General features: G+C 31.7%; 22 protein-coding genes. 15 read left to right on the plus strand and 7 right to left on the minus strand.

Annotated elements, in window-relative coordinates:
• Nucleotides 1-384: 384 nt before the first annotated feature.
• A complete protein-coding gene (locus RC62_RS01590; protein WP_055091950.1) occupies nucleotides 385-819 on the plus strand; it encodes a 3-methyl-2-oxobutanoate hydroxymethyltransferase in 435 nt (144 codons plus the stop codon).
• A gap of 3 nt (nucleotides 820-822) precedes the next feature.
• Here the strand turns inward: RC62_RS01590 and RC62_RS01595 are convergent, their stop codons facing one another.
• Together RC62_RS01595 and RC62_RS01600 are read right to left on the minus strand one after the other, a co-directional pair.
• On the minus strand, nucleotides 823-1,467 hold the full coding sequence (locus RC62_RS01595; protein ID WP_055091952.1) for an endonuclease III domain-containing protein: 645 nt from the start codon (nucleotides 1,465-1,467) through the stop codon (nucleotides 823-825).
• 45 nt (nucleotides 1,468-1,512) lie between these two features.
• Nucleotides 1,513-2,379, minus strand: coding sequence for an alpha/beta hydrolase (locus tag RC62_RS01600; protein WP_055091954.1), 867 nt, complete (start codon nucleotides 2,377-2,379; stop codon nucleotides 1,513-1,515).
• 136 nt (nucleotides 2,380-2,515) lie between these two features.
• Between RC62_RS01600 and RC62_RS01605 the strand changes: the two genes are divergently transcribed.
• The 6 genes from RC62_RS01605 to RC62_RS01630 all read left to right on the plus strand — a co-directional run bounded on the left by RC62_RS01605 (nucleotide 2,516) and on the right by RC62_RS01630 (nucleotide 12,154).
• Nucleotides 2,516-3,943: a glycogen synthase gene (locus RC62_RS01605; protein WP_055091956.1), complete on the plus strand. Its 1,428-nt coding sequence runs from the start codon at nucleotides 2,516-2,518 to the stop codon at nucleotides 3,941-3,943.
• A complete protein-coding gene (locus tag RC62_RS01610; RefSeq protein ID WP_055091957.1) occupies nucleotides 3,933-5,213 on the plus strand; it encodes a glucose-1-phosphate adenylyltransferase in 1,281 nt (426 codons plus the stop codon). Before RC62_RS01605 ends, RC62_RS01610 begins: the two co-directional genes overlap by 11 nt.
• A 36-nt stretch (nucleotides 5,214-5,249) precedes the next feature.
• Nucleotides 5,250-7,154: a 1,4-alpha-glucan branching protein GlgB gene (gene glgB, locus RC62_RS01615; RefSeq protein WP_055091959.1), complete on the plus strand. Its 1,905-nt coding sequence runs from the start codon at nucleotides 5,250-5,252 to the stop codon at nucleotides 7,152-7,154.
• Between the two features lie 201 nt (nucleotides 7,155-7,355).
• On the plus strand, nucleotides 7,356-9,755 hold the full coding sequence (locus RC62_RS01620) for a glycoside hydrolase family 31 protein (RefSeq protein WP_055091961.1): 2,400 nt from the start codon (nucleotides 7,356-7,358) through the stop codon (nucleotides 9,753-9,755).
• A gap of 85 nt (nucleotides 9,756-9,840) precedes the next feature.
• Entirely contained in the window at nucleotides 9,841-10,653 is an 813-nt protein-coding gene (locus tag RC62_RS01625) for a M48 family metallopeptidase (protein ID WP_055091963.1), read from the plus strand.
• 181 nt (nucleotides 10,654-10,834) lie between these two features.
• A complete protein-coding gene (locus tag RC62_RS01630; RefSeq protein ID WP_055091965.1) occupies nucleotides 10,835-12,154 on the plus strand; it encodes an MFS transporter in 1,320 nt (439 codons plus the stop codon).
• Nucleotides 12,155-12,265: 111 nt separating this feature from the next.
• Here the strand turns inward: RC62_RS01630 and RC62_RS01635 are convergent, their stop codons facing one another.
• From RC62_RS01635 to RC62_RS01650, 4 genes are read right to left on the minus strand one after another with little or no spacing between them, the layout of a single operon-like run.
• Entirely contained in the window at nucleotides 12,266-12,994 is a 729-nt protein-coding gene (locus RC62_RS01635; RefSeq protein WP_055091967.1) for a head GIN domain-containing protein, read from the minus strand.
• A gap of 41 nt (nucleotides 12,995-13,035) precedes the next feature.
• Nucleotides 13,036-14,097 carry a hypothetical protein gene (locus RC62_RS01640; RefSeq protein WP_055091969.1) on the minus strand — a complete coding sequence of 354 codons (1,062 nt, stop codon included), beginning with the start codon at nucleotides 14,095-14,097 and terminating at the stop codon, nucleotides 13,036-13,038.
• Nucleotides 14,081-14,620, minus strand: coding sequence for a hypothetical protein (locus RC62_RS01645; RefSeq protein WP_055091971.1), 540 nt, complete (start codon nucleotides 14,618-14,620; stop codon nucleotides 14,081-14,083). The genes RC62_RS01640 and RC62_RS01645 overlap by 17 nt, the downstream gene beginning before the upstream one ends.
• Nucleotides 14,617-15,171, minus strand: a complete 555-nt coding sequence (locus RC62_RS01650; protein ID WP_055091972.1) for an RNA polymerase sigma factor — start codon at nucleotides 15,169-15,171, stop codon at nucleotides 14,617-14,619. The genes RC62_RS01645 and RC62_RS01650 overlap by 4 nt, the downstream gene beginning before the upstream one ends.
• A gap of 286 nt (nucleotides 15,172-15,457) precedes the next feature.
• On the opposite strand from RC62_RS01650, the gene lon reads away from it, so the two are divergent.
• The 7 genes from lon (at nucleotide 15,458) to RC62_RS01685 (ending at nucleotide 23,465) form a co-directional block, all read left to right on the plus strand.
• Complete coding sequence (gene lon, locus RC62_RS01655) at nucleotides 15,458-17,911, plus strand: endopeptidase La (protein ID WP_055091974.1); 2,454 nt, start codon at nucleotides 15,458-15,460, stop codon at nucleotides 17,909-17,911.
• 217 nt (nucleotides 17,912-18,128) lie between these two features.
• Nucleotides 18,129-19,148: a type IX secretion system protein PorQ gene (gene porQ / locus RC62_RS01660; RefSeq protein ID WP_055091977.1), complete on the plus strand. Its 1,020-nt coding sequence runs from the start codon at nucleotides 18,129-18,131 to the stop codon at nucleotides 19,146-19,148.
• 4 nt (nucleotides 19,149-19,152) lie between these two features.
• Nucleotides 19,153-19,755, plus strand: coding sequence for a murein L,D-transpeptidase catalytic domain-containing protein (locus RC62_RS01665; RefSeq protein WP_055091979.1), 603 nt, complete (start codon nucleotides 19,153-19,155; stop codon nucleotides 19,753-19,755).
• A 112-nt stretch (nucleotides 19,756-19,867) separates the two neighbouring features.
• On the plus strand, nucleotides 19,868-20,467 hold the full coding sequence (locus tag RC62_RS01670) for a murein L,D-transpeptidase catalytic domain-containing protein (protein ID WP_055091982.1): 600 nt from the start codon (nucleotides 19,868-19,870) through the stop codon (nucleotides 20,465-20,467).
• Between the two features lie 36 nt (nucleotides 20,468-20,503).
• Nucleotides 20,504-21,196 carry a (d)CMP kinase gene (gene cmk / locus RC62_RS01675; RefSeq protein WP_055091985.1) on the plus strand — a complete coding sequence of 231 codons (693 nt, stop codon included), beginning with the start codon at nucleotides 20,504-20,506 and terminating at the stop codon, nucleotides 21,194-21,196.
• A gap of 70 nt (nucleotides 21,197-21,266) precedes the next feature.
• Complete coding sequence (locus RC62_RS01680; protein ID WP_055091987.1) at nucleotides 21,267-22,643, plus strand: nucleoside permease; 1,377 nt, start codon at nucleotides 21,267-21,269, stop codon at nucleotides 22,641-22,643.
• A 102-nt stretch (nucleotides 22,644-22,745) separates the two neighbouring features.
• Nucleotides 22,746-23,465, plus strand: a complete 720-nt coding sequence (locus RC62_RS01685) for a hypothetical protein (RefSeq protein WP_055091989.1) — start codon at nucleotides 22,746-22,748, stop codon at nucleotides 23,463-23,465.
• 1 nt (nucleotide 23,466) lies between these two features.
• Here the strand turns inward: RC62_RS01685 and RC62_RS01690 are convergent, their stop codons facing one another.
• Nucleotides 23,467-24,396: a DUF6708 domain-containing protein gene (locus RC62_RS01690; protein WP_055091991.1), complete on the minus strand. Its 930-nt coding sequence runs from the start codon at nucleotides 24,394-24,396 to the stop codon at nucleotides 23,467-23,469.
• A gap of 429 nt (nucleotides 24,397-24,825) precedes the next feature.
• On the opposite strand from RC62_RS01690, the gene RC62_RS01695 reads away from it, so the two are divergent.
• Complete coding sequence (locus RC62_RS01695) at nucleotides 24,826-25,626, plus strand: hypothetical protein (RefSeq protein ID WP_055091994.1); 801 nt, start codon at nucleotides 24,826-24,828, stop codon at nucleotides 25,624-25,626.
• Nucleotides 25,627-25,693 lie beyond the last annotated feature (67 nt).

Here is a 25,693-nt window from a genome sequence, read left to right on the forward strand (position 1 = left end):
TGTTTCGAAAGAATCAGGGTTTTTTGTTTTTACAAAAAACCGCAATTATACCGCAATGCGGTAACTATCGAAAACGAATTTGCTTTAAAAAATCCCCATCACCTAAATGATGGGGATTTTTTAGGTTATAATAGTTCCGATTTTCAATTGTTAGATTAAAGAAGTACAAACCAAAATAAACCCCTTGTTTACCTGGAATTGCGTTAGGGATGGAAGCGATATCCTTTTGCGGTCCATAAACCCCTGGCGAAGCCTTACCGAAAACCCCTTCCGCAAAAGATTTAGCGGACAGCCCGACCCGGAGGGGAACGCCAAAATCATTATATGGTATTAAAGAATTTTTTATATTAAAATATTGCTTATTTTTAACTCCAATTTTTTAGTATGAAAAATATAATTTTGTTAGGATTGTTATTATTTGCCTTACTTTGTAATGCACAGAAACAAGATGTTCAGAAAACTGTAGAGATTTTTTTTGAAGGATTTCATCAAAAAGATACCACTAAAATACAATCTGTTTGTTCTTCTACAATTATTTTGCAATCTATTAGTGAGAGTATAACAAAAGGAAATAAATTATTAGGGGAAAGTGCAAAAGAATTTTATAAATCGATTGCTTCAATTCCATCAACTATGAAATTTCAGGAGAAAATCTTAAGTTATAATATTCAAATTGATGGTTCAATGGCTCATGTCTGGGCTCCTTATGAATTTTACTTAAATGATAAGCGTAGTCATTCCGGAGTAAATACTTTTATCTTATTTAAAGAAAAAGATATTTGGAAGATTATTTACTTAATTGACACCAGAAGAAAATAATTTTTAAATAACTTGCGTGAGATAATAATGGCAAATATCTGCCAATAAGCATTCTTCACATTTTGGTTTTGGTCTACATGTTTCCCTTCCTAAAAATGAGATAGCAATTCCAATTTCAGACCAAATTGATTTTGGAAGTACTTGCATAAGATCTTTTTCAACTTTATTTCCGTCTTTGCTCTCTTTTACTATTCCAATTCTTGGTGCAACTCTAATCACATGTAAATCAGCAATAATTCCTTCAGCCGGTTTACCAGTTTCTCTTAAAATAACATTTGCTGATTTTCTGCCAATTCCTTTTAGAGCTGTTAAACCTTGCATGGTTAAAGGAATATCTTCATCATTTTTAATAGTTTGAGCAATTTCTAACAACCATCCTGCTTTTGTTGGATAATTACGAACTTTACTAATATAAGGTTTAAAGGTTTCAAGATCAGTTTTAGATAAACGTTTAAGGGTCGGAAATTTTTCAAACAAAGCCGGAGAAATTGTATTGATATTAGCATCTGAATCCTGAGCAGATAAAACAACCATAACCAATAGCTGATAAGTATTTTTATATTCTAACGGATGGCTTTTTCCTTTATATTTTTTTAAAATGGGTTTTAATTTAATTTCCCAATTTGATGTTTCTCCAAATAAATCCATTATTATCTCATTTTAAATTAATTACAATAGCTAACTGCCACAAAATTAAGTGCTTTTAATGAAATCAATTGTCTTTTTTATTACATTTTGATTTCCTAAAATTTTCCTGTGTCCTAATTCATCTGTTAAAAATAAAGTTCCATTTTTTAGGTGTTTATGGATGTGAATACCTGCTTTCACAGGGACTTCAGGATCATTATTATCGTGAATAACAAGCACTGGAATCTGAATTTTTTGAGCTGCTTTATATGCGGAAAAATCATTCATTTTTAGTTGGTATTTATTCTCAAAATAATCACGTAATCTATTACTGATTTCAGGCTTTAGCTCTAATTTAGAAACAAATTCATCAAGAATATCCTGAACTATATCTCCACTTCCAATAATAACTGCATTTTTCACCTTTAGGCCATCTTTAATTGCATTCAAAACCGACATTCCACCTAATGAATGTCCAATCGCAGTTTCAAATGGACCATATTGTTTTTCGATTTCTAAAATTGAAGCTATAAATTCAGACATAATAGTAGTTTTTCCTTCTGATTTTCCGTGTGCAGGGGCATCAAAACTTACAGTTGAATATCCATTCTTCAAAAGTTCTTCGGCGATTTTAAACAATTGTGTTCCACGACCTGACCATCCGTGAACCAATAAAATTTTATGTGCACTTTTTCCATATTCATATGTATTAACACTTTTATTAATTGAAGGAACAAAAATCTTTTTTTGAATACTTTTTTGCTCCATTTCCAACTCTCTTTTGGGAACCTTATGTTTTATTGGAGTTGTGAAAAGTTTTACAGCAAATGAAGTGGCTAATTTAATAGAGATAAAAGCGAGTACTTTACTGTATAATATAATAATTGATGGAATTTTTAAAGATTGCGTAGGATTAGTTGTCTTTTTTGCCATATCAATAAATTTTTTCTGGAGCCTTAATTTTGCTTATTTTTTCCTAAATTTAGGAAACATAAAAGTAGCATATTAATGAATGCTTACTTAAAAATATTTTACAAATTGGTTTAATAATTCGTTTATAAATTTCTACATGGAAATATTTCATATAAGTGCAGAGTGTTATCCTATGGCCAAGGTGGGTGGTTTGGCCGACGTGGTGGGTGCATTGCCAAAATACCAGACAAATGCAGGTCATCAGGTTCGTGTTGTTGTTCCTTGTTATGACACTTTATTTAAAAAAGAAAATGACTTTGTATGTGTTCATACGGGAAGTGTAAAACTAGGAAACTTTGATTTTCCTTTTAGTGTATTAAAAGAAGCGACTAATAAGTTAGGTTATGAATTATATCTGATAGAAATTAATGAATTGTTTAATCGCCCTAATGTTTATGGGTACGAAGATGACATAGAGCGTTTTGTGTCTTTTCAGATCGCAACTTTAGATTGGATTTCGACTCGGACTACAGTTCCAAATATTATTAATTGTCACGATCATCATACTGGATTGATTCCTTTTCTGGTTAAATATGGATATAAATATGAGAATTTAAGAAATATAAGGACTGTAATTACTATTCATAACGGTTTGTACCAAGGTTGGTTTGGATTTGATAAATTGCATTATTTACCAGAATTTGATTTGATTCATGTCGGGTTTTTAGAATGGGATAATTCTATTAACTCATTGGCTGTTGGCATTAAATGCGCACATGCAGTTACTACTGTTTCTCCTAGTTATTTAGAAGAAATTAATTTTTCGGCAAATGGTCTCGAATCATTATTTAATTCTGTGAGAGATAAATCTAAAGGTATTTTAAATGGGATTGATATTGAAGTTTGGGATTCGTCTAAAGATATAATGATTGCTGAAAACTACAATAGAGAAACTTTAGAAATAGGAAAACAAAAGAATAAGGAGAAAATTTGCGAGCAATTTGAATTAGATCCATCTAAACCTTTATTTAGTTTTATTGGTCGCTTATTTGAAGAAAAAGGAGGTGATCTATTGCCTCAGGCTTCAGCGTTGGCTTTATCTGAAAATTTTGAAAACATAAACATTCTGATTTTAGGATCAGGAAATAAGGTTATAGAAGAACAGTTACTTCAGTTAAGAAATGATTACAACGGAAATTATAACGTTTTTATTGGTTATAATGAAGAATTAGCACATTTGATTTATGCAGGATCAGATTATATTTTAATGCCATCAAGAGTTGAACCTTGTGGATTGAATCAGATGTATGCATTGCGTTATGGGACAGTTCCTATAGTTAGAAGAACTGGTGGTTTACGTGATACAGTAATTGATTTTGGTGATAATGGAAACGGAATTTGTCATGATCAGGCTTCCGTTGGCGATATTTGCTATTCTATAAATCGTGCTGTGAAATTGTACAATGATAAAATAAATTTTAATGAAATAAGAAAAAAAGGAATGTCTATTGACCATTCCTGGGAGAGAGTTTGTCAAGAATATATTGAAATATACAACCTAATAATTGAGAAAAATGAAATTTAAAAAGAAAAATGTAGTTGCTATTATTTTAGGAGGAGGACAAGGATCACGTTTGTTTCCATTAACAGAAACCAGATCAAAACCAGCTGTACCAATTGGAGGAAAATATAGATTGGTAGATATTCCTATTTCAAATTGTATCAATTCAGATATCTTTAAAATATTTGTTTTGACACAATTTAACTCAGCATCTTTAAATGCACATATTAAAAACACTTTTAATTTTAGTATTTTCAGTCAGTCCTTTGTTGATATTTTAGCAGCAGAACAGACTCCGGATAATCCAACCTGGTTTCAGGGGACAGCGGATGCTGTTCGTCAATGTATGTCACATTTTTTAAAACACGATTTTGATCATGCTCTGATTCTTTCTGGAGATCAGCTGTATCAAATGGATTTTAATGAAATGCTGGAAGCTCATATTGCTGCAGATGCAGAAATTTCTATTGCAACCTTACCCGTAAATGCTAAAGATGCACCTGAATTTGGAATATTAAAAACATGTCATGAAAGTTATGTAGAAGCTTTTATTGAGAAACCCGATGCATCATTACTGCCAGAATGGGAATCTGAAGTGAGTGAGCATATGCAGGAGAAAGGTAAAAAATATCTGGCTTCAATGGGAATTTATATTTTTAATCGTCAGTTACTGGAGGATTTAATGGCTGATCCGGAAACAAAAGATTTTGGAAAAGAAATTATTCCGCAGGCTGTTGGAAAACACAAAATTTTGAGTTACCAATATGAAGGATACTGGACTGATATAGGGAATATTGAATCCTTTTTTGAAGCAAATATTGGCTTGACAGCTGATATACCTGAATTTAATTTGTTTGATAATGACAACAAAATTTTTACAAGGCCAAGATTATTACCCCCTTCAAAATTTAGAAATTCGATTATAAATCAGTCATTAATTTCTGAAGGATGTATTATTAATGCTAAAGAAATTAAGAGTTCTGTAATTGGTATTCGTTCCAGAATTGGTGAAGGTACTGTGCTTGAAAATTGTTATGTAATGGGTAACGATTTTTATCAGGATTTGGATGAAATGAATCATGAAAGTACGATTAATAAGATTCATGTAGGAATAGGTGAAAATTGTTTTATAACAAATGCCTTAATTGATAAAAATGTTCGAATTGGAAATAACGTTCACATCAATGGAGGGAAACATTTAGATAATTTTACAAATGAATTATATAGCATAAAAGACGGTATTGTAGTTATCAAAAAAGGAGTTGTACTGTCTGATAATTTTAGAATTGAATAATATATTTAAATTAATTTGTTGCCTTAAAAACCAAATATGAATAAAGTTATCACGCATTCTCTATTTACTGATTTTGATATTGATTTATTCAAAGCAGGGAAACACTTCAAATTATATGAAAAATTAGGCGCACATCTTACTGAAGTGAACGGAGTAAAAGGTGTTTATTTTGCGGTTTGGGCTCCAACTGCTGAATCAGTTTCAGTTGTTGGTGATTTTAACTATTGGATTCAAGGCGAACATTTGCTACAAGTGAGATGGGATTCTTCCGGAATTTGGGAAGGATTTATTCCGGGTGTCGAAAAAGGGGCACTTTATAAATATAAAATTCAATCAAATATAAGCGGAATTGTAACTGAAAAAGCAGATCCTTTTTCTTTATATTGCGAGAAACCACCTCACACAGCTTCGGTTGTTTGGGACTTGGATTATAGCTGGAAAGATAAAAATTGGATGCAATCCCGACAGGAGAAAAATGGTCTTGATAGACCTTATTCAGTCTATGAAGTTCATTTAGGTTCCTGGAAACGTGGTGAAAACAATCGTTTTTTGACTTACTTAGAACTAGCTGATGATTTAGTCAATTATGTAAAAGAAACCGGGTTTACGCACGTAGAATTTATGCCAATTATGGAATATCCTTACGATCCATCATGGGGATATCAGCTAACAGGATACTTTGCACCAACTTCCCGTTTTGGAAAACCGCAGGATTTTATGGTTCTGGTTGATAAATTACATCAGGCTGGAATTGGCGTCATTTTAGACTGGGTTCCGTCACATTTTCCTGATGATGCGCATGGTTTAGGTTTTTTTGACGGATCACATTTATATGAGCATCCGGACCGCAGAAAAGGATATCATCCGGATTGGAAAAGTCTTGTTTTTAATTATGGGCGTAATGAAGTTCGGGCTTTTTTAATTAGTAATGCTGTTTTCTGGTTACACCATTATCATGTTGACGGTCTCCGTGTTGATGCTGTTGCGTCGATGTTGTATCTTGATTATTCCAGAGAAGAGGGAGAATGGGAACCAAATATTTATGGAGGTAGAGAAAATCTTGACACGATTAGTTTTCTTAAAGAGTTTAATGAAGTAATTTATGCTAATTTTAATGGAGTTCAAACTATTGCTGAAGAAAGTACTTCTTTTTCTATGGTTTCCAGACCAACTTTTACTGGTGGTTTAGGCTTTGGAATGAAATGGATGATGGGCTGGATGCATGATACTTTAAAATATTTTCAGAAAGAAACAGTTTATAGAAAATACCATCAAAATGATTTGACTTTTTCGATGACATATGCTTTTACTGAAAATTTTATGTTGCCGTTTTCGCATGATGAAGTAGTTTACGGAAAAAAATCTATTGCCAACAAAATGCCTGGAGATGAATGGCAGAAATTTGCCAATTTAAGATTATTGTATGGCTATATGTTTACACATCCCGGAACGAAGTTACTTTTTATGGGTTCTGAGTTTGGACAAAGCGATGAATGGAATTTTGAGAAAAGTTTAGACTGGCATTTATTGCAATATGATTATCATTCAGGAATTAAAAAGACAATTACAGATTTAAATCAATTGTATAAATCTCATCCTGCATTGTATGAAAAACAATTTACAGGAGACGGTTTTGAATGGATTAATTATTCAGATCATCAGAATGCTGTCTTGTCTTATATCAGAAAAGGAAATAATTATAAAGAGGATTTAGTTATCGTTTGCAATTTCACGCAAGTTGTACGAGAGAATTATAGAATAGGAATTCCACAAAAAGGTAAATTGCAAGAGATTTTCAATAGTGACGCCACGATCTACGGAGGAAGTGGACTTGGAAATTCTAAAGCTTTAAAAATAGAAGAAATACAGTATGATGGACGAGAATATTCAGTTGAATTGATATTACCGCCTCTAAGTGTGGCTGTTTATTGTTTTGTATAAAAAAGAAATGTTTTTTACTAATACCAATTTATCAATTTAACGTTTTTAAATTATTGAATTGTCTGTTTTTTGAGATCAATTTTAACACTCATTCAGAAAAAACGTTTTCGTGAATAAACCTTATATTGATATAGCTTTATGTGGTTTTTTTGTATGTTTGAAAAGAGAGATTAACGTCATTATAATTAATTCATTAGCGATATGATTACAAATACATCATTAGAATACAAAGGCGATTTATATCCATCAAAAATCGTCTCATATGAACATGAAGGCGATTCGATTTTTTTTAATACTGATAATAAAGTAATCTTAAAAGTCACTATTCTAAGGGACAGTTTGATTCGGTTTCGCTTTACAACAAAAGGTTATTTTAGTAATGATTTTTCATATGCAATTGATAAAACCCAGCTTCACGGTTATAATTTTTTAGAACTTACAGAAGAGGAAACTTATTTTCAGATTAGAACCAGTAAAGTAAAATGCAAAATTCAAAAAGCAGATCTTCGTTTGTCAATTTATGATTTAAACGATCTTTTAATTCTTGAAGATGAACTTGGCTTTCACTGGGAAGAAAGCTATGAATATGGTGGAAACATTGTAAAAATGAGTAAATCATCAAAAGATGGTGAATGTTTTTATGGTCTTGGAGATAAGGCAACTCAAATGAACCTTAAAGGCAAAAGACTGGAAAATTTTGCTACTGATCAATATGCTTACCAAAAAGATCAGGAACCTCTATATAAAGTCGTTCCATTTTATATTGGACTTCATAATAAACAATCTTATGGGATTTTCTTTGATAATACTTTTAGAACATTTTTTGATTTTTGCCAGGAAAGAAGAAATGTCGCCAGCTTTTGGGCCGAAGGCGGTGAAATGAATTACTACTTTATTTATGGACCGCAAATGCAGGATGTGGTTACTACATATACAGATCTTACAGGAAAGCCAGAATTACCGCCATTATGGGTCTTAGGATACCACCAATGCAAATGGAGCTATTATCCGGAGAGTAAAGTAAAAGAGATCACTTCAAAATTTAGAGAATTAAAGATTCCTTGTGATGCCATTTATTTGGATATTGATTATATGGAAGGTTTTCGATGTTTTACCTGGAATAAACAATATTTTCCAGATCCAAAACAAATGGTGGCAGATTTGGCAGAAGATGGCTTTAAAACGGTTGTAATTATTGATCCGGGAATTAAAATTGATAAAGATTACTGGGTATATCAGGAAGCTCTTGAAAAAGATTATTTCTGTAAACGAGCAGACGGACCTTATATGAAAGGTAAAGTCTGGCCGGGAGAATGTAACTTTCCAGATTATACAAATCCTTTAGTAAGAGAATGGTGGGCAGGATTATTTAAAGAATTAATTTCAGATATTGGAGTTAAAGGAGTCTGGAATGATATGAATGAGCCTGCAGTTATGGAAGTTCCTAATAAAACTTTTCCAATGGATGTTCGTCACGTTTACGACGGAAATCCTTGTAGTCACAGGAAAGCGCATAATATTTATGGTACACAAATGGCGAGAGCTACTTATCATGGTGTAAAACGTTTTACCTATCCTAAACGCCCTTTTGTCATCACGAGATCAGCGTATTCAGGGGCTCAGCGTTATACTTCATCCTGGACAGGAGATAATGTAGCCACCTGGGAACATTTATGGATTGCCAACATACAGGTACAGCGAATGAGTATTTCCGGAATGGGATTTACAGGTTCTGATATTGGTGGCTTTGCAGAACAGCCTACAGGCGAGTTATATGCACGATGGATCCAGTTAGGTGTTTTTCATCCATTTTGCAGAACACATTCTTCAGGAGATCATGGTAATCAGGAACCTTGGGCTTTTGACGAAGAAGTCATAAATATTACCCGAAAATTTGTAAGCCTTCGCTATCAATTATTACCTTACTTGTACACTATGTTCTGGCAATATATTGAGGAAGGAATTCCTATGTTAAAACCATTGGTTTATTACGATCAGGATGATACACAAACGCACTATCGCAATGATGAGTTTATCTTTGGAAATCAAATTTTGGTATGTCCAATTCTTGAACCCAACGCTGTAGGAAGACGTATGTATATCCCAAGAGGTGAGTGGTATAACTACTGGACAAATGAACTTGCTATAGGAGGAAGAGAAGTATGGATTGATACAAAATTTGATGAGATCCCGGTTTTTGTAAAAGCGGGTGCCATAATACCAAAATATCCTGTTCAGCAATATGTAGGAGAACTTGAATTTGATGAATTGACCCTTGATTTATACTTTAAAAACGGCAAAGAAAAATCGGTAGTTTATGAAGATGCACAAGATGGCTACGACTATAAAAAAGGACGTTACAGCTTTCTGTCTTTTAGAACGATTGGTAAAGAAAAAGAGCTAATTGTTCAGCTTCATAAAGAAGGAAAATATGATACACCTTACAGTAAATATAAAATTAATTTAATTGGGCTGCCTTTTAAAGTTACTGAAATCGAAATTGATAATGAAAAAATAGAATTTGATAAAATAGCTTTTGAAGAAAATCATTTCTTAATTGTTGATAAAGAGTTTAATGAACTTCATATTATTGGCGAATAAGTAAATTCTGATAGTTTTTTAAAGAATTATATAAAATATAAAATAATTATAATTGTATTTTTGTGTGTGTTAAAAATTTAAAATCATGAAAAAACATTTATTCTTAGGGATTTTGACTGCTGTTTTACTTGCTGGTTGTGCAACAAACCCTGTTACAGGAAAGAAAAATTTGAACTTTGTTTCGAACAGCGAATTATTTCCTTCGTCTTTTCAACAATATAATGCTTTTATAGCAGAAAATAAAGTTATAACAGGTACTGCTGATGCAAAAAGAGTAGAAACCGTAGGATCTCGAATTAAAGCTGCTGCCGTAAAATATTTGACTTATCTGGGCCAATCTCAATATTTAAGTGATTACAGATGGGAATATAAATTAGTTGAAAATAAAGAAGTTAATGCATGGTGCATGCCTGGAGGTAAAATTGTGGTGTACTCAGGGATTTTACCTGTAACACAGGATGAAGCAGGTTTAGCAACAGTTATGGGGCATGAAGTATCACACGCATTAGCCAATCATGGCGCACAAAGAATGAGCGCTGCACAATTACAACAAATTGGAGGTGCCGCATTAGACGCTGCAACAAGTACTAAATCTGAAACAACCAGACAAATATTTTCACAAGCTTACGGATTAGGTTCAGAAGTAGGAGTAATGCTTCCGTTTAGCAGAAGTAATGAAACTGAAGCTGATAAAATTGGATTAACGCTTATGGCAATTGCAGGATATAATCCAGATGATGCAGTTGCATTCTGGAGCAGAATGTCGGCTAAATCCGGAGGAGCAGGAACACCTGAATTTATGAGTACGCACCCATCAGATGCTACAAGAATTGCCAATATTAAATCATTAATTCCTGAAGCAAAAGCAATGGCTTTAAAAGTTGGTGTTATTCGCTAAAAATATTTTTACTTTGAGTTAATTCAAAGGTAATTTTAAAAGCTATCCTTTTTAGGGTAGCTTTTTTTATGAAAATACTAGTTTTAAAAGTTCATAATTTATTAATATACGATTTGTCAAATTTGTATTTGATTATGATAAAAAATAGATAAATTCGTAGCCTGTTAACAAAAACATTTCTATGAAAGATTTACAAAAAGGAGATAAAAAATTACTAAATGCCTGGGCATTTTATGATTGGGCAAATTCAGTTTATACACTTACTATTGCATCGGCAGTATTTCCGATTTTTTATGAAGCTTTATTTTCAGAGCGTGATCATTACATTGATGTTTTTGGAATGCATTTAAAAAATTCGGCTTTAATTAGTTTTATTACAGCTATTGCATTTTTGGTTGTATCTTTTATATCTCCATTTTTATCAGGGATTGCTGATTATGTTGGAAATAAAAAATCATTCATGAAATTTTTCTGTTATATGGGAGCTTTGTCCTGTATGGGGTTATATTGGTTTGATCTTGATAATATTTATATTGGTTTGATGTTTTACTTTTTTGGTTTATTAGGATATTGGGGAAGTTTAGTTTTCTATAATTCTTATTTACCGGATATTGCATTTGAAGAGCAACAGGATAAAATAAGTGCCAAAGGATATTCATTAGGATACATAGGAAGTGTAATTTTATTAGTCATCAATTTAGCGATGATTATGAAACCAAAACTTTTTGGAATTGCCGGTACAGATAGCGAAGCAGCAATGAAAGCAATGCGATATTCATTTGTGATGGTAGGAGCCTGGTGGATATTATTTAGCCAGTATACATATTACTATTTACCAAAAGGAAGAAAAGAGACAGGTGAAAAGCTAACAAAATCTGTTATATTTAATGGGTTCAATGAATTGAAGAAAGTTTGGGCTTTATTGCAGGAAAACATTCCATTGAAACGTTATTTAGGAGGTTTTTTTGTTTCAAGTATGGCAGTACAAACCGTACTACTTGTTGCTACATATTTTGGAGCTCAGGAAATTCAATGGGCAAGTAAGGAAGAAGGTACTATTGGATTAATTGTCTCTATTTTACTGATACAATTAATAGCTGTTGCTGGTGCGGTAATAACTTCAAGAGCATCTGCAAAATTTGGAAATATCCCAACTTTGATTGTAATTAACGGTATATGGGTAGTGTTTTGCGCAATTGTTTACTTTATTTATTTACCAATTCATTTTTACATTGCAGCCACTATCGCAGGATTTGTAATGGGAGGAATTCAGGCTTTATCACGTTCTACATATTCAAAACTATTGCCAGAAACAGAAGATACAGCTTCATTTTTTAGTTTTTATGATGTAGCTGAAAAAATCGGAATTGTAATAGGAATGTGTGTTTACGGTATTATCGATCAGATTACTGGCAGTTCACGTTCAGCAATTGTAATTTTAGGAATCTTCTTTGTAACAGCGATTATACTTTTAAGAAGAGTACCAAAAAAGGCACTTTAAATTAATAAAGTGCCTTTTCGGGGATTTAATTTGTCGCGAATATGACAAACTTATTTGATTGATGATCTTAATTTTTTAGAGTTCTTATTCTAACTAATTATTTTATTCTAATTATGCTTTTGATATACTGCCGGATCCTGAAACTTTTACATCACGTTTTTCAGGATTTCCTGTGTATTTGATATCACCGGAACCGGCAATTCTCGCTGTTAATCTTTCAATACAATTAATACGGCTGTTTCCGGATCCTGAAACGTTTACATCAGCATTTTTTGCTTTTAAATTTGTAGTATCAATATTCCCTGATCCTGCAAGTTTCGTTGTTAAACTATCAGAGGTTCCTTTTAAACGTATATTACCTGAACCGCTTAGATTTAATTCTAAGGTATTAGAATCTACATCTAAATTAAAGTTTCCTGAACCAGCTAGTTTTGCTGAAAATTTATCAGTTTTAATAGCGTCTTTAGACATGATATTTCCCGAACCGGATAAATTTACTTCTGATATTTTTTGAAACGGAACGGTAATTTCAATTTTTTTACCAATACTGGGTCTTATATTGCTGCCTTTTTCTACATAGATTTTCAGGATATTATTTTCTACTTCGACCTTTACGGCAGCAACGAGGTTCTCTTCTCCTTTAACGATAATTTTACCTTCTTTGCCTGCTACTAAATCTACATCAAATGAGCCGGATACTTTTATTACATCATAGTCTGATGTGGTTCTTGTTTCAGAAACTACATTACCGTTTCCTTTAATTTTATCTGGAGATTGTGCATTTGAGATAAAGCTTATTAATAGGGCACTTAAAATGAATGTTTTAATTGATTTTTTCATTGTTTTGATTGATTTAAAATTGATTTTTGATTGATTTTGTATTATTGCTTTTTAGTTAATATGACATTTCCGTAACTGGAATTGATTACTATTTTATTCTGTCCTTTTTTCTTATTATATCCGCTTATTTTTTTCGTGTTACTTTTAACTTCGCTAACTAAGACATCTAAAGAATTATCATTTTTAATGCTTCCATATCTCGTGTTTATATCAAAATCAAAAGAGTAATTTGTATTATATCCTAATGAGATATTTGTATATCCAGTGTTTAGATTGACATTTTTTGGTTTTTCATTCAATGATTCCACATTGATTTTAGAATAGGTAGCATCAATATTTAAATCTTTAGAAATTTCTGCAATAGAGATTGTCAGGTAATTACCGGTACCAACGAGAGAGTTTATTTTTTGAAATTTAAAAGTTCCGTAACTCCCTTGATATTTTATATTTTGCCCTTCCTGTAATGTTACATTTGTATAGTTTGCATCAAGATTTAAGTTTCCAGACTCGTTTATTTTTATACTTGAATAACGTGCTTCAATATTTCCGCTCTTTATATAATCAATCGTAGAATTTTGACTGTATCCAATATCAATTCGATTACTGGATCCATTTAATTTACCAATAATAATTTTACCATATTTACAGGCAATATCACTAGAAGATTCCAGATTTAAAGTAGTTATATTTCCGTACTTATTATTAAGTTTGACAGATCCGTTTTTTGGAATTTTAATAACATAGTTAATTTCGAAGCTATTACTGCTTCCTTTGCTTTTCAACGATGAGCTCGCAATATTGGTTACTGCAGAAACCATTGCTTTCAAGGCAGTAATATTTACATCAATACTATTCAGTTTTTCGTTTACCCAATCTTCATTTGCACCTGAAACCTTAATGGTAATATCCAGGTCAATTTTATCCTCATCCCAGGTACTTACAGTAATGTTTCCGTATTTGTTATCAATATCAATGCCTGCGTTTGAATTAACGATGTAGGTTTTTTTAATATTTTTTTGTTTTGAAATGTAAGTGTCATCATTTGAAAATCCTAAAAAAGGAATCAAAATGAATAGAATTATTATGTTATAATGTTTTTTCATCAGTAGTATTTTTAAATTTTTCGTTTTCTTCAATTCGCTGCAAAACCGTTTGTAAAAAAGATATTCGGGTTTGAAGGTTGCTAATCATAGCATAAATAATTTGTTTGTTTTCACCATTTTTTTGAACTTCCTTGAGTATTTTTTCATAATCTGCATCAAAAACTTTCATTTGTTTTAAGGCATCATTTATAATTTGTTGGTTTTCTGGTGAACTTTTTTCTTTTAACTTAACCAGTTCATTGTCAATTAGAATACTAAATATAGAATCAGTTCTTTTTGTTTCTTTAGATGCAAATTTGAATTCTTTAGGCTTTTCATTATAAGTATTAAAAAATATTGATGCTCCCAACAATACTACTATTGAAGCAGCAATTGCCCAAACCGCATAGTTTTTTTTCTTTGGCTGTTTTTTATTCAACTTGTTTAAGAAATCAAGCTGATGGTCAGAATTCATTTCTTTAACATCCCACTGATTTTCAAATCTTTCAAATAATTGATCTAAATCGTCATTTTCCTTTTTCATAATTCCTCTAATTTTTTTCTTAAACTTTCTTTAGCCCTGCTTAATGTTGTTCTGCAATTCGCATAACTAATATTCAAAATTTCGCTAATCTCTTCCTGATCATAACCTTCTATATAAAAGAGAGTCAAAACCATACGATAATTGTCTTTCAGACTTAAAATCGTATCCAAAACTTGTTTTACTTTAAGTGAATTGAAATCTATATTTTCAGAAAAAAAGTTGTCATTTTCTTCTATTTTATATAATGTTTTACTCAAATCTTCGACCTGAAAAGCATTATTTTTTTTATAAAAGTCAATACTATAATTGACGATTATTTTTTTTAACCACGCTCCAAAGGCAACTTCTTGTTTGTAATCGTTAATTTTTGTAAAAGCCTTAAGGAATCCTTCCTGCATGACGTCTTGTGCAAAATGTTCATCCTTAACAATACGGTACGCCACATTGTACATTGCTTTACTGTAACGATTGTAAACTTCGAATTGGGCCTTTTGGTTATTCTCTTTACAAAGCGCGATTAATTCTTCGATATTTTGGTTTGTGATACTCAAGTAATGGTTGCTAGTTTTTTATAATGACTTTGCTTTTTTTGATATGTTACACTTTTGATAAAAATAATTGTATTTTTTTTAAAAATAGTTCTCTTTACCGTGTTATTTAGTTTTTGGGAGTGAATTTCAAAACTTTCTTTTTTGGTTTTGGCATAATGATTGTCTATTTTTACCGCCTATCTTATAAATGAAACACTTAGTCTAGTTTTATATAAAAGCACTATATCTAAGGTTTGATTTGCAGTTAGGATTAAAAATTTAATGACAAAACGACTTATATACTATTATGTCAAACCATAAAATACTCACAATTGACAATCTGTCACTTCAAGAATTTGATTCGGAAGCAGAATTGATTCCATTATTAACTCCGGAAGACGAGGAGGAAATGAACAATGAAGAGCTTCCTCTTTCGTTACCAATTTTGCCTTTACGTAATACGGTTTTATTTCCCGGAGTTGTTATTCCAATTTCTGCCGGAAGAGATAAATCGATTAAATTAATAAACGATGCTAATGCCGGCGGAAAAATCATTGGAGTAGTTTCTCAAATTAATGAAGAAGACGAAGATCCATCAAAAGATGATATTCATAAAATAGGAACTGTAGCAAGAATTCTACGTGTTTTAAAAATGCCTGACGGAAACGTTACGGTAATTTTACAAGGAAAAAAACGTTTTGAAATAGACGAAGTCGTTTCAGAAGAACCTTACATTACTGCAACAATTAAAGAAGTTTCAGAAGAACGTCCGGAAGAAAATGATACAGAGTTTACGGCTATTTTAGATTCTGTAAAAGAATTGGCAATTCAGATTATTAAGGAGAGTCCAAACATTCCTTCTGAAGCTACTTTTGCGATTAAAAATATTGAAAGCCAGTCGTTTTTGATCAATTTTGTTTCTTCTAATATGAATTTATCGGTAAAAGAGAAGCAAGGTTTGTTATCGATAAACGGATTAAAAGAAAGAGCGCTTGAAACCTTGCGTTACATGAACGTAGAGCTGCAAAAATTAGAATTGAAAAATGACATTCAGTCAAAAGTTCGTTTTGATTTAGACCAGCAACAACGGGAGTATTTTCTTCACCAGCAAATGAAAACCATTCAGGAAGAATTGGGAGGTGTTTCGCAAGAGGAAGAAATGGACGAAATGGGACTGAAAGCGAAAACTAAAAAATGGGATGAAAAAACGCAAAAACATTTCGAAAAAGAATTGTCAAAAATGCGTAGAATGAACCCGCAATCACCTGATTTTGGAATTCAGCGTAACTATTTAGAATTATTTTTAGAATTGCCCTGGGGTGAATATTCTAAAGATAAATTCGATTTAAAACACGCTCAGAAAATATTAGATAAAGATCATTTTGGACTTGAAGAAGTTAAGAAAAGAATGATCGAACACCTGGCTGTTTTAAAACTTCGTAATGATATGAAATCGCCAATTATATGTTTGACAGGGCCTCCGGGAGTTGGTAAAACATCTATTGGGCGTTCAGTTGCCGAAGCTTTAGGGCGTGAATATGTACGCATTTCGTTAGGTGGTTTACGTGACGAAGCAGAAATTCGCGGACACAGAAAAACGTATATTGGTGCAATGCCGGGAAGAATTATCCAAAGTTTAAAGAAAGCCGGAACTTCGAATCCAGTTTTTATTTTAGATGAAATCGATAAACTTTCAAGCGGAAATAGCGGAGATCCATCTTCTGCATTATTAGAAGTTTTAGATCCGGAACAAAACAATGCTTTTTATGACAATTTCCTCGAAATGGGATATGATTTGTCTAAAGTAATGTTTATTGCAACATCTAATAATATGTCTACCATTCAGCCTGCTTTGCGTGACAGAATGGAAGTGATTAAAATGTCAGGATATACGATTGAAGAAAAAGTAGAAATTGCAAAAAGACATCTTTTTCCAAAACAATTGGAAGCGCATGGATTAACAGCTAAGGATTTGACAATTGGTAAAAAACAATTAGAGAAAATCGTAGAAGGATATACACGCGAATCCGGTGTTCGTAACTTAGAAACTAAAATTGCTCAGGTTATTCGTAATGCAGCAAAATCAGTTGCGATGGAAGAGGAGTATAATAAAAAAGTTACTGATGAAGATATCATCAAAGTTTTGGGTGTACCGAGATTAGAACGCGATAAATATGAAAATAATGATGTTGCCGGAGTTGTTACAGGTTTAGCCTGGACAAGTGTTGGTGGAGATATATTATTTATTGAATCCTTAATATCTGAAGGAAAAGGTTCATTGACCATTACTGGAAATTTAGGTAATGTGATGAAAGAATCGGCTACAATTGCTTTAGAATACATTAAGGCAAATGCTAAAAAGTTAGGCTTAGGTGTTGAATTGTTCCAAAAATATAATATTCACTTACACGTTCCTGAAGGTGCAACACCAAAAGACGGTCCAAGTGCAGGTATAGCAATGTTGACTTCTTTGGTTTCTTTACTGACTCAAAAGAAAGTTAAGAAAAGCCTGGCTATGACTGGTGAAATTACACTTCGTGGAAAAGTTTTACCAGTTGGAGGTATAAAAGAAAAAATCTTAGCAGCAAAAAGAGCTAATATTAAAGAGATTATTTTATGTCATGAAAATAAAAGTGATATCGATGAAATTAAAGCTGAATATTTAGAAGGTTTGACTTTTCATTATGTGAAAGAAATGAGCGAAGTTCTTGCTTTGGCTTTGACTGATCAAAATGCTAAAAATGCAAAAGTCCTTAAATAAACTTAATTAAGTTCTAATATTTAAATTCCAAATTCAATCTTAAATTTAAGATCAGAATTTGGAATTTTTAATTTAATTTATATTGTTTTTTTAAAATTTGAACCTTAAAAATTTGGTATAATTATTGATTTTCAAATAGTTAATAAAATTATTTTATAAGTTATATAATTTTATATTTGTATTTGCGTTATTCCCATATAGGAATCGCCCCAAAAGCATGTTAAAACGATTTGTTTTACTTTTTTTTATTTTAGTTTGTTCGATTTCTTTCGGACAAATTGGAGGACGTTACACCTATCAGTTTCTTAATTTAACGACTTCACCAAGGCAGGCAGCGTTAGGAGGGAAGACGATAACAATTTATGATGAAGACGTCAATCAAGCGATGTCTAATCCAGCAGCTTTAAATGAAGACATGGACAATCACCTGGCGATGAATTATGGTAGTTACTACGGAGAAGCTTCTTATGGAACAGCTTCTTATGCATATACTTACGACAGGCACGTACAAACTTTTTATGCTGGAGTAAGTTATGTAAACTACGGTTCATTTGAAGGTTATGATGAAAACGGTCAGGCTACTTCAGATTTTACCGGGAGCGAGGGCGCATTATCATTGGGGTATGCTTATAATATTCCTTACACAGACATACATGTAGGAGCAAATGCCAAGTTAATAACTTCAACTTTAGAAAGTTATAATTCGATTGGTGGAGCAATTGATGTGGGAATTATGTATGAAATTCAAAAAAATAATGTAAATTTGGCCCTGGTATTTAGAAATATTGGTACACAATTTACTACTTATTCAGGAATACAAGAGAATTTGCCCTTTGAAATCATTGCCGGTGTTTCGCAAGAATTAGAACATGTACCTATTCGTTGGCATCTTACTTTAGAGAATTTGCAACAATGGAATATTTCTTTTTCGAATCCCGTTCGCAGCGAAACCAACATTGACGGGTCAACAAGTGAGGAAAAAGTTTCGTTCGTAAATAATGCTTTGAGGCATGTTATTTTTGGTGTTGAACTTTTCCCTCAGAAAGCATTTAATTTGCGTTTAGGATATAATTTTAGAAGAGCTGAAGAATTAAGAATTGATGAACAACGTAATTTTTCAGGAATTTCATTAGGATTTGGTTTAAAAATAAATAAGTTAAAGTTTAATTATTCGTATTCGAGATATACATTGGCAGCTAATACAAGTCTTTTTGGTCTAATTTTAAATTTTCAATAATTATATGAAAATATTTAGTTTATTGTTGTTTATGACTTTAGGTGTTTTAACGGGTTCAAAACACTATTACAAAAATGAAACTACTATTACCAGTCTAGAAATAGAAAGGATAAATACTAGAGTAAGCGAAATAAGAAACATGATTAGTATTGATCCTAAATACAATACTAAAATTGCTTTTTTTGTTGACATGAGAATACCTTCAGGTAAAAATCGTTTTTTTGTTTATGACTTAGTAAACAATAAAATATTAGATCAGGGATTAGTAGCACACGGTTCAGGATCTGAAACCGGTGTTAAAGGAAGCTTGAAATTCAGTAACACGCCAAACTCTAATTGTACGGCATTAGGAAGATACGCTATCGGTAAATGTTATAAAGGCGGATTTGGAAAAGCGTATAGATTAAGCGGTTTAGATGAAACTAATAGCAATGCCTTATCTAGAGCTATCGTTTTACATTACTATTCAGCTGTACCTTATGATGAACAAGATTATTATATCAGTAATAGTCATGGTTGTCCAATGGTCAACGAGCAATTCTTCAAGAGAATAGAAAAGTATATTGATACTTCAAAATCAAATATTATTCTGGATATCTATTACTAGAATCCTTTATTGCTTACAATTTTTTATTTCAATTTCCGTTGGTTTATTTATCAATGGCTACTTCAATTTTGTTTTTAATTTATAATTTAGTTTTTTAATCCGTTGCATTAGTATGAAGAAGATATTTTTTGTTTTTCTTTTAATACTGATTGTTGGCTTTGGATATAGAATCGTTTTTAGTACGGAAACTTTTTTATCAAATAATAAAAGTATTGATATTGCACAAATCAATGCAGTAAAAAAGTTGATAAACAGTAATTCAAAATACAATAATAGAATAGCTTTTTTTATTGATATGAAAATACCTTCTGGTCAGAATCGTTTTTTTGTTTATAATTTAAAGCTAAATAAAATTATTGACAGTGGATTGGTTGCTCATGGCTCTGGTTCTGAGACCAAAATAAAAGGGAAACTAAAATTTAGCAATGTCCCAAATTCATTAAGTACTTCACTGGGTAAATATTCAATTGGAAACCATTATAAAGGTAAGTTTGGAAAAGCTTACAAATTGTACGGATTAGATACAACTAATAGCAATGCCTTTATTCGGGATATTGTGTTTCATTATTATTTTGATGTTCCATATAAAGAACAGGATAACTATATTTGCAACAGTTATGGCTGTCCTATGGTAAACAAAAGATATTTTGACCGAATGGTTGCAATAATAGATAACTCAAAATCAAATATTGTGATGAGTATTTATTATTAAAAACCTTAATTGTATTAAACTTTAAACTATAAAAAATTGAAAAAAATAACCATTGCAATTGATGGGTTCTCATCAACAGGAAAAAGCACTTTGGCAAAACAATTAGCAAAAGAGCTGCAATATGTTTATGTAGACACCGGAGCAATGTATCGTGCAGTTGCCTATTTTGCAATGCAAAATGAGTTTATAAAAGCTGATTTTTTTGACAAAAAAGCACTAATTGAAGTTTTGCCTAATATTCAGTTAGAATTTAAATTCAATCCTGATTTGGGTTTTGCCGAAATGTACTTAAATGGTGAAAATGTTGAAAAACAAATTAGAACTATTGAGGTTTCTAACTTTGTAAGTAAAGTGGCCGAAGTTTCTGAGGTACGTTCTAAATTAGTTGAACAACAACAGGAAATGGGAAAAAACAAAGCTATTGTTATGGATGGAAGAGATATAGGAACGGTTGTTTTTCCGAATGCAGAGCTTAAAATTTTCATGACTGCCAGTGCAGAAACCCGCGCTCAAAGACGTTTTGATGAACTGCAGCAAAAAGGCGATAATGTATCGTATGAAGACGTTTTAAAAAATGTTGTCGAAAGAGATCATATAGATACACACCGTGAAGATTCTCCTTTAGTGATTGCAGATGATGCTATAGAAATAGATAATTCTTACTTAAGTAGAGAAGAACAGTTCGCTGCCGTTTTAGAATTAGTAAATGATGTTGTAAAAACGAATTAAATTTTTGTAGATATTTATTTTAATGGTAGTTTTACCGCTTCATTTATTATTTTAAAGACAATTTCATCATATGGGAATTAAAAACAGGTTGATTATAATGAGCTTTCTTCAATTTTTTGTTTGGGGAGCCTGGCTTATAACAATTGGAAATTATTGGTTTGGAACAAAAAATTGGGAAGGAACCCAGTTTGGTCTTGTTTTCGGAACCATGGGAATTGCTTCTTTATTTATGCCTACTCTTACCGGAATCATTGCCGACAGATGGGTAAATGCTGAAAAATTATATGGCTTGTTACATATATTTTATGCAGCAGTTTTATTTGGTATTGCACAAGTGACTACACCGGATAATTTTATATACGTAATGTTTGCAGCAATGTGTTGTTATATGCCAACAATTGCATTAAGTAATTCAATTTCGTATACTTCGCTAAAACTGAATAACAAAAATATAGTAAAAGATTTTCCGCCTATTCGTGTTTGGGGAACTATTGGTTTTATCGCCGCTATGTGGATTACTAATTTAAGTGGAAGTAAAGCAACTGAATATCAGTTTTATATTGCCGGAGTTGGTGCGTTAATTCTTGGAATTTATGCTTTTACATTACCAAAATGTAAGCCACAACGTTTGACAAAAGAAGATGCTACATTAACAGAAACTTTAGGCTTAGAAGCTTTTAAATTATTTGGAAATTATAAAATGGCTTTGTTTTTCGTATTTTCTATGTTTTTAGGAGGTGCATTGCAATTAACAAATGCTTATGGAGACGTGTTCTTAGATGAGTTTAAACATTTTCCTAAATATGCTGATTCTTTCGTAATCAAATATTCGACTATTATTATGTCGATTTCTCAAGTATCAGAAACTTTATTCATTTTAGCAATTCCGTTTTTCTTACGACGTTTTGGAATCAAACAAGTAATGCTTATTAGTATGCTTGCCTGGGTATTACGTTTTGGATTATTTGCTTTTGGAGATCCGGTAGGAGGTTTATGGATGATTATTTTGTCTTGTATAGTATACGGGATGGCATTTGACTTCTTTAATATTTCAGGTTCTTTATTTGTAGAAAGCAATACAGATTCTAAGATACGTTCCTCTGCTCAGGGATTATTTATGATGATGACAAATGGAGTAGGAGCAGTTTTAGGAAGTTTAACTTCAGGTTGGGCAATTGATCGTTTTTTTACAAAATCATTTCATAATACGACGGAGTTGGCTGGGTTTTTACAAACAGATGCTACAAATTCTAAAATGTTAGATTTTGTAAAAGGTCAGGGAAATTCAATTTCTACTGATGGGATTTTTACAAATCCAATTTTAATGAAAGACTGGCATACGATCTGGTTGTCTTTTGCAGCTTATGCTTTGGTTATCGCAATTGCTTTTGCAGTTTTGTTCAAACATAAACATGATCCTAAGGAAATAGAAAATTTGAGTCATTAAGATTTTACAAATTATATTTAAAACCCGCTTTCTATTTATCGAAAACGGGTTTTTCTTTTTCTGTTTATATGTATATTTGATTATTCATCTTTAGGTAATACTATGCAAAATCAACAAAAATCAATTCCACCTTTTAAGGCTGTCAGTTCAAAACCAATATTATGGCTGAATTTTGTCTTTGGTTTATTTTGGGTGTGTTTTGTCCTTTTTTTCCTTGCAGGAATTGTCTTTTTACTTTTTAGCTCTTCTGAAGATATGGGATTAGATGTAATAGCTTCTGTTTTTTTATTTCTTATATTTTTTATCGCTTTATCAGGAATAGTTATATTCTTAATTTGTTCAAGAAAAAAAATGTATACTAAAACTATAATTGATGAGAAAGGAATTCGTTATTTAAACACATTTAATAACAATATTGTCAAAGATTTACCATGGAATAGTTTTGCTAAAAGAGAAATGCTTGAGCATGTTTTTGAAGCCCCAAAATATGATGTTAGTTCGAACACACCAATGAAGTCGCTTTTTGATCAGTTTTATTGGCCTGTTTTGATTGATAATAAAGTAAAAATTCATGATGATGCTTTTTTAGGAAGGCATTTTTTTACTATGTTTTACGCGAATCGATTAGAGTTAATTAGAACATTTTTATTAGGAGTTAAACATTATAGACCTGATATTACTGTAGATCCCATTATTTTTACGAATCATTATATTAATACTGAAAACTATAGCATTGACTATAGTCAACGCAGAAATACTGGAATTATAGCAGGATTACTTTTTGTAATTATATTAGCGGGTGCATATTATTTAATAGTCTAAATTATCTATATCCTTCAGGATTTTTTCTTGAATCCAATATGTAAGGATCACTAAATTTAATTTTGCATTCATCTTCAATATCCTTGGCCCATACAGGTACTTTGCTTGTCCAGCGGTGAATAAAACGACCTATGAAAACTAATGCCAGAAACGGAGTTATTATTGTTTTTAAAACGGGCATTGATGCATATTCTGATGTTAATGCTATCCAGCCCTGATGAATGGTTTCGCGTTTGTCTGCAATGGGCAGATAATATTTCAAACCAGGTGCTTTGATTACTGCCGGAACACCATTTTCCATGTAGAGACGAATAAATTCCCAGTATTTTAAACAATATCTTTCAATGACTGATGAATATCCTAAATTGAACATTTCCTTTACTGTTTGAGGATCTTTCATCACCAATCCGTAAATAGTATATGAACTATACCTTCCTCCAGTAAATTGTATGGTAAAATAAATTTCTTCCCACGGAATTGTTAGAACCGTATCATCACCACGAAATATATAAACCATTCGATTTTTGCGATTAAAACGTATCGGGTAATGCGTGTAACGAAACCACTCACCAATTGTACAATAAAAAGCGATGGAACCAATAATAAACAATATTACAATCACAATAATAGAGAGGGTTGCCCAAAGCATTTCGGATTCGTCATGTCTATCCCAATTGGGGTCTGAGTACATCGAAATTGTTTCAAATAGAATGAAAACAATAATATATAGAAAAGGAACAAAACTAAGAATCCCAACCAAACTCAAAATGCCACGTTTTGTGTACATATAGTCAACCGTTTCCAGATAAGTAGAGTTCATTCGAATTACTCTGCCATAAGCGTTAGGAGTTCCAAGAGCTTTATCGATGAGTAAACAATTAAAGCGTTCCTGATCTTTTAATTTGCGCTCCTTTTTTATTGTTGTAAACATGGTTTAGAGGGAAAGGTTTATTTGGGGTTTTTAAAGGCCTGCAAAATTAATTTATCTAAATTCTTTGTTATGTCTCTATAAGACATAAATAAATCTGGAAATATTAGAATAAGACAATTGCTAGGCTTTTATTAGCGAAGAATTTTTTATGAAAGTTTGAAATTTTTGGAATTTGCGGAAACCGGATACGGAAATTCATACTTAAACCCGACAGGTTTTTAAAACCTGTCGGGTTTATTCTGATTACGGATTAAATCTTCGTCAAAGTTTCAGATTTAAATATAAAGATAGCTTCACATAGTAAAAAGGGCTTCGACTTCGCTCAGCCTGACAAGTAGGGTTGTTGAAAACGATAAAATTTCTAATCTTGTTTTTTATAGGTTTTTATTTACAATTTAAAGATTGTACATTTGCCTATAAAATTGCAATATGTTATCTCGCTACAAAAATTCTCTTCCTCCGTTTCATGCCGTACGTTCAACTACAAATAGAACCTGGGATTTTATTGTGGGATTTAGTATTATAACTTTTATGATACTATTAGCAGGGATTATAATTTATTCGATAAACGAATTATTTATAGTAGCTGCCGAAAACAAAAAAGGCATTTCAGGGATTATTATTTTAATGATAGTAGTTTCTGTTATTTTGGCTTTGTTGATATATAAAGTTATTTACAAAAGAAATGAACGTTTTACCACCACAATAATTGATGAAAAAGGGATACACTATTTCAACAGATTTAATAATACTGTTGTAAATGAGATTTTATGGGACAATTTTGTAAAAAGTGACTTAGGAAAAAAGACAGGGCTTTCTACAGCCGAATTTGATATAGATTGTCTTTCATATGATTCCAGAGGTAGGAAATCAAATGGAGCAGGAATAATTAAGTATTTTTGGAAAGTTGCGGTAAATGAAAAAGAATTTATTCATACCGAATTTTTTAGCGCCAGTTATTTTTTAAATAGTTCTTATATTAATCGAAAAGATTTGATTCGTGCTTTTTTATTAGGACTGGCTCATTATAGGCCAGATCTTACTATAAATCCCTGGATTTTTATTGCAAATTTTATTGACAGGAAAGATTATACGATTTACCCCAATACTACTTTTTGGAATATTGTTTTTGGTTTTGTTTTTGTAGTGATTTTGATAATTAGTGCTTACTTGTTATATCTGGTATATCATAGATTATCCATATTCACCTTTCCAAAAAGAGGCTTTTGAAAAAGTATTTCATGATTTGTTTTAAAAGAAAAATTGAAAAAATCTTAAAATTACTTTATTTCTAATC

It is taken from the genome of Flavobacterium aquidurense, assembly GCF_001404985.1.
Taxonomy (GTDB): Bacteria; Bacteroidota; Bacteroidia; order Flavobacteriales; family Flavobacteriaceae; genus Flavobacterium; species Flavobacterium aquidurense_B.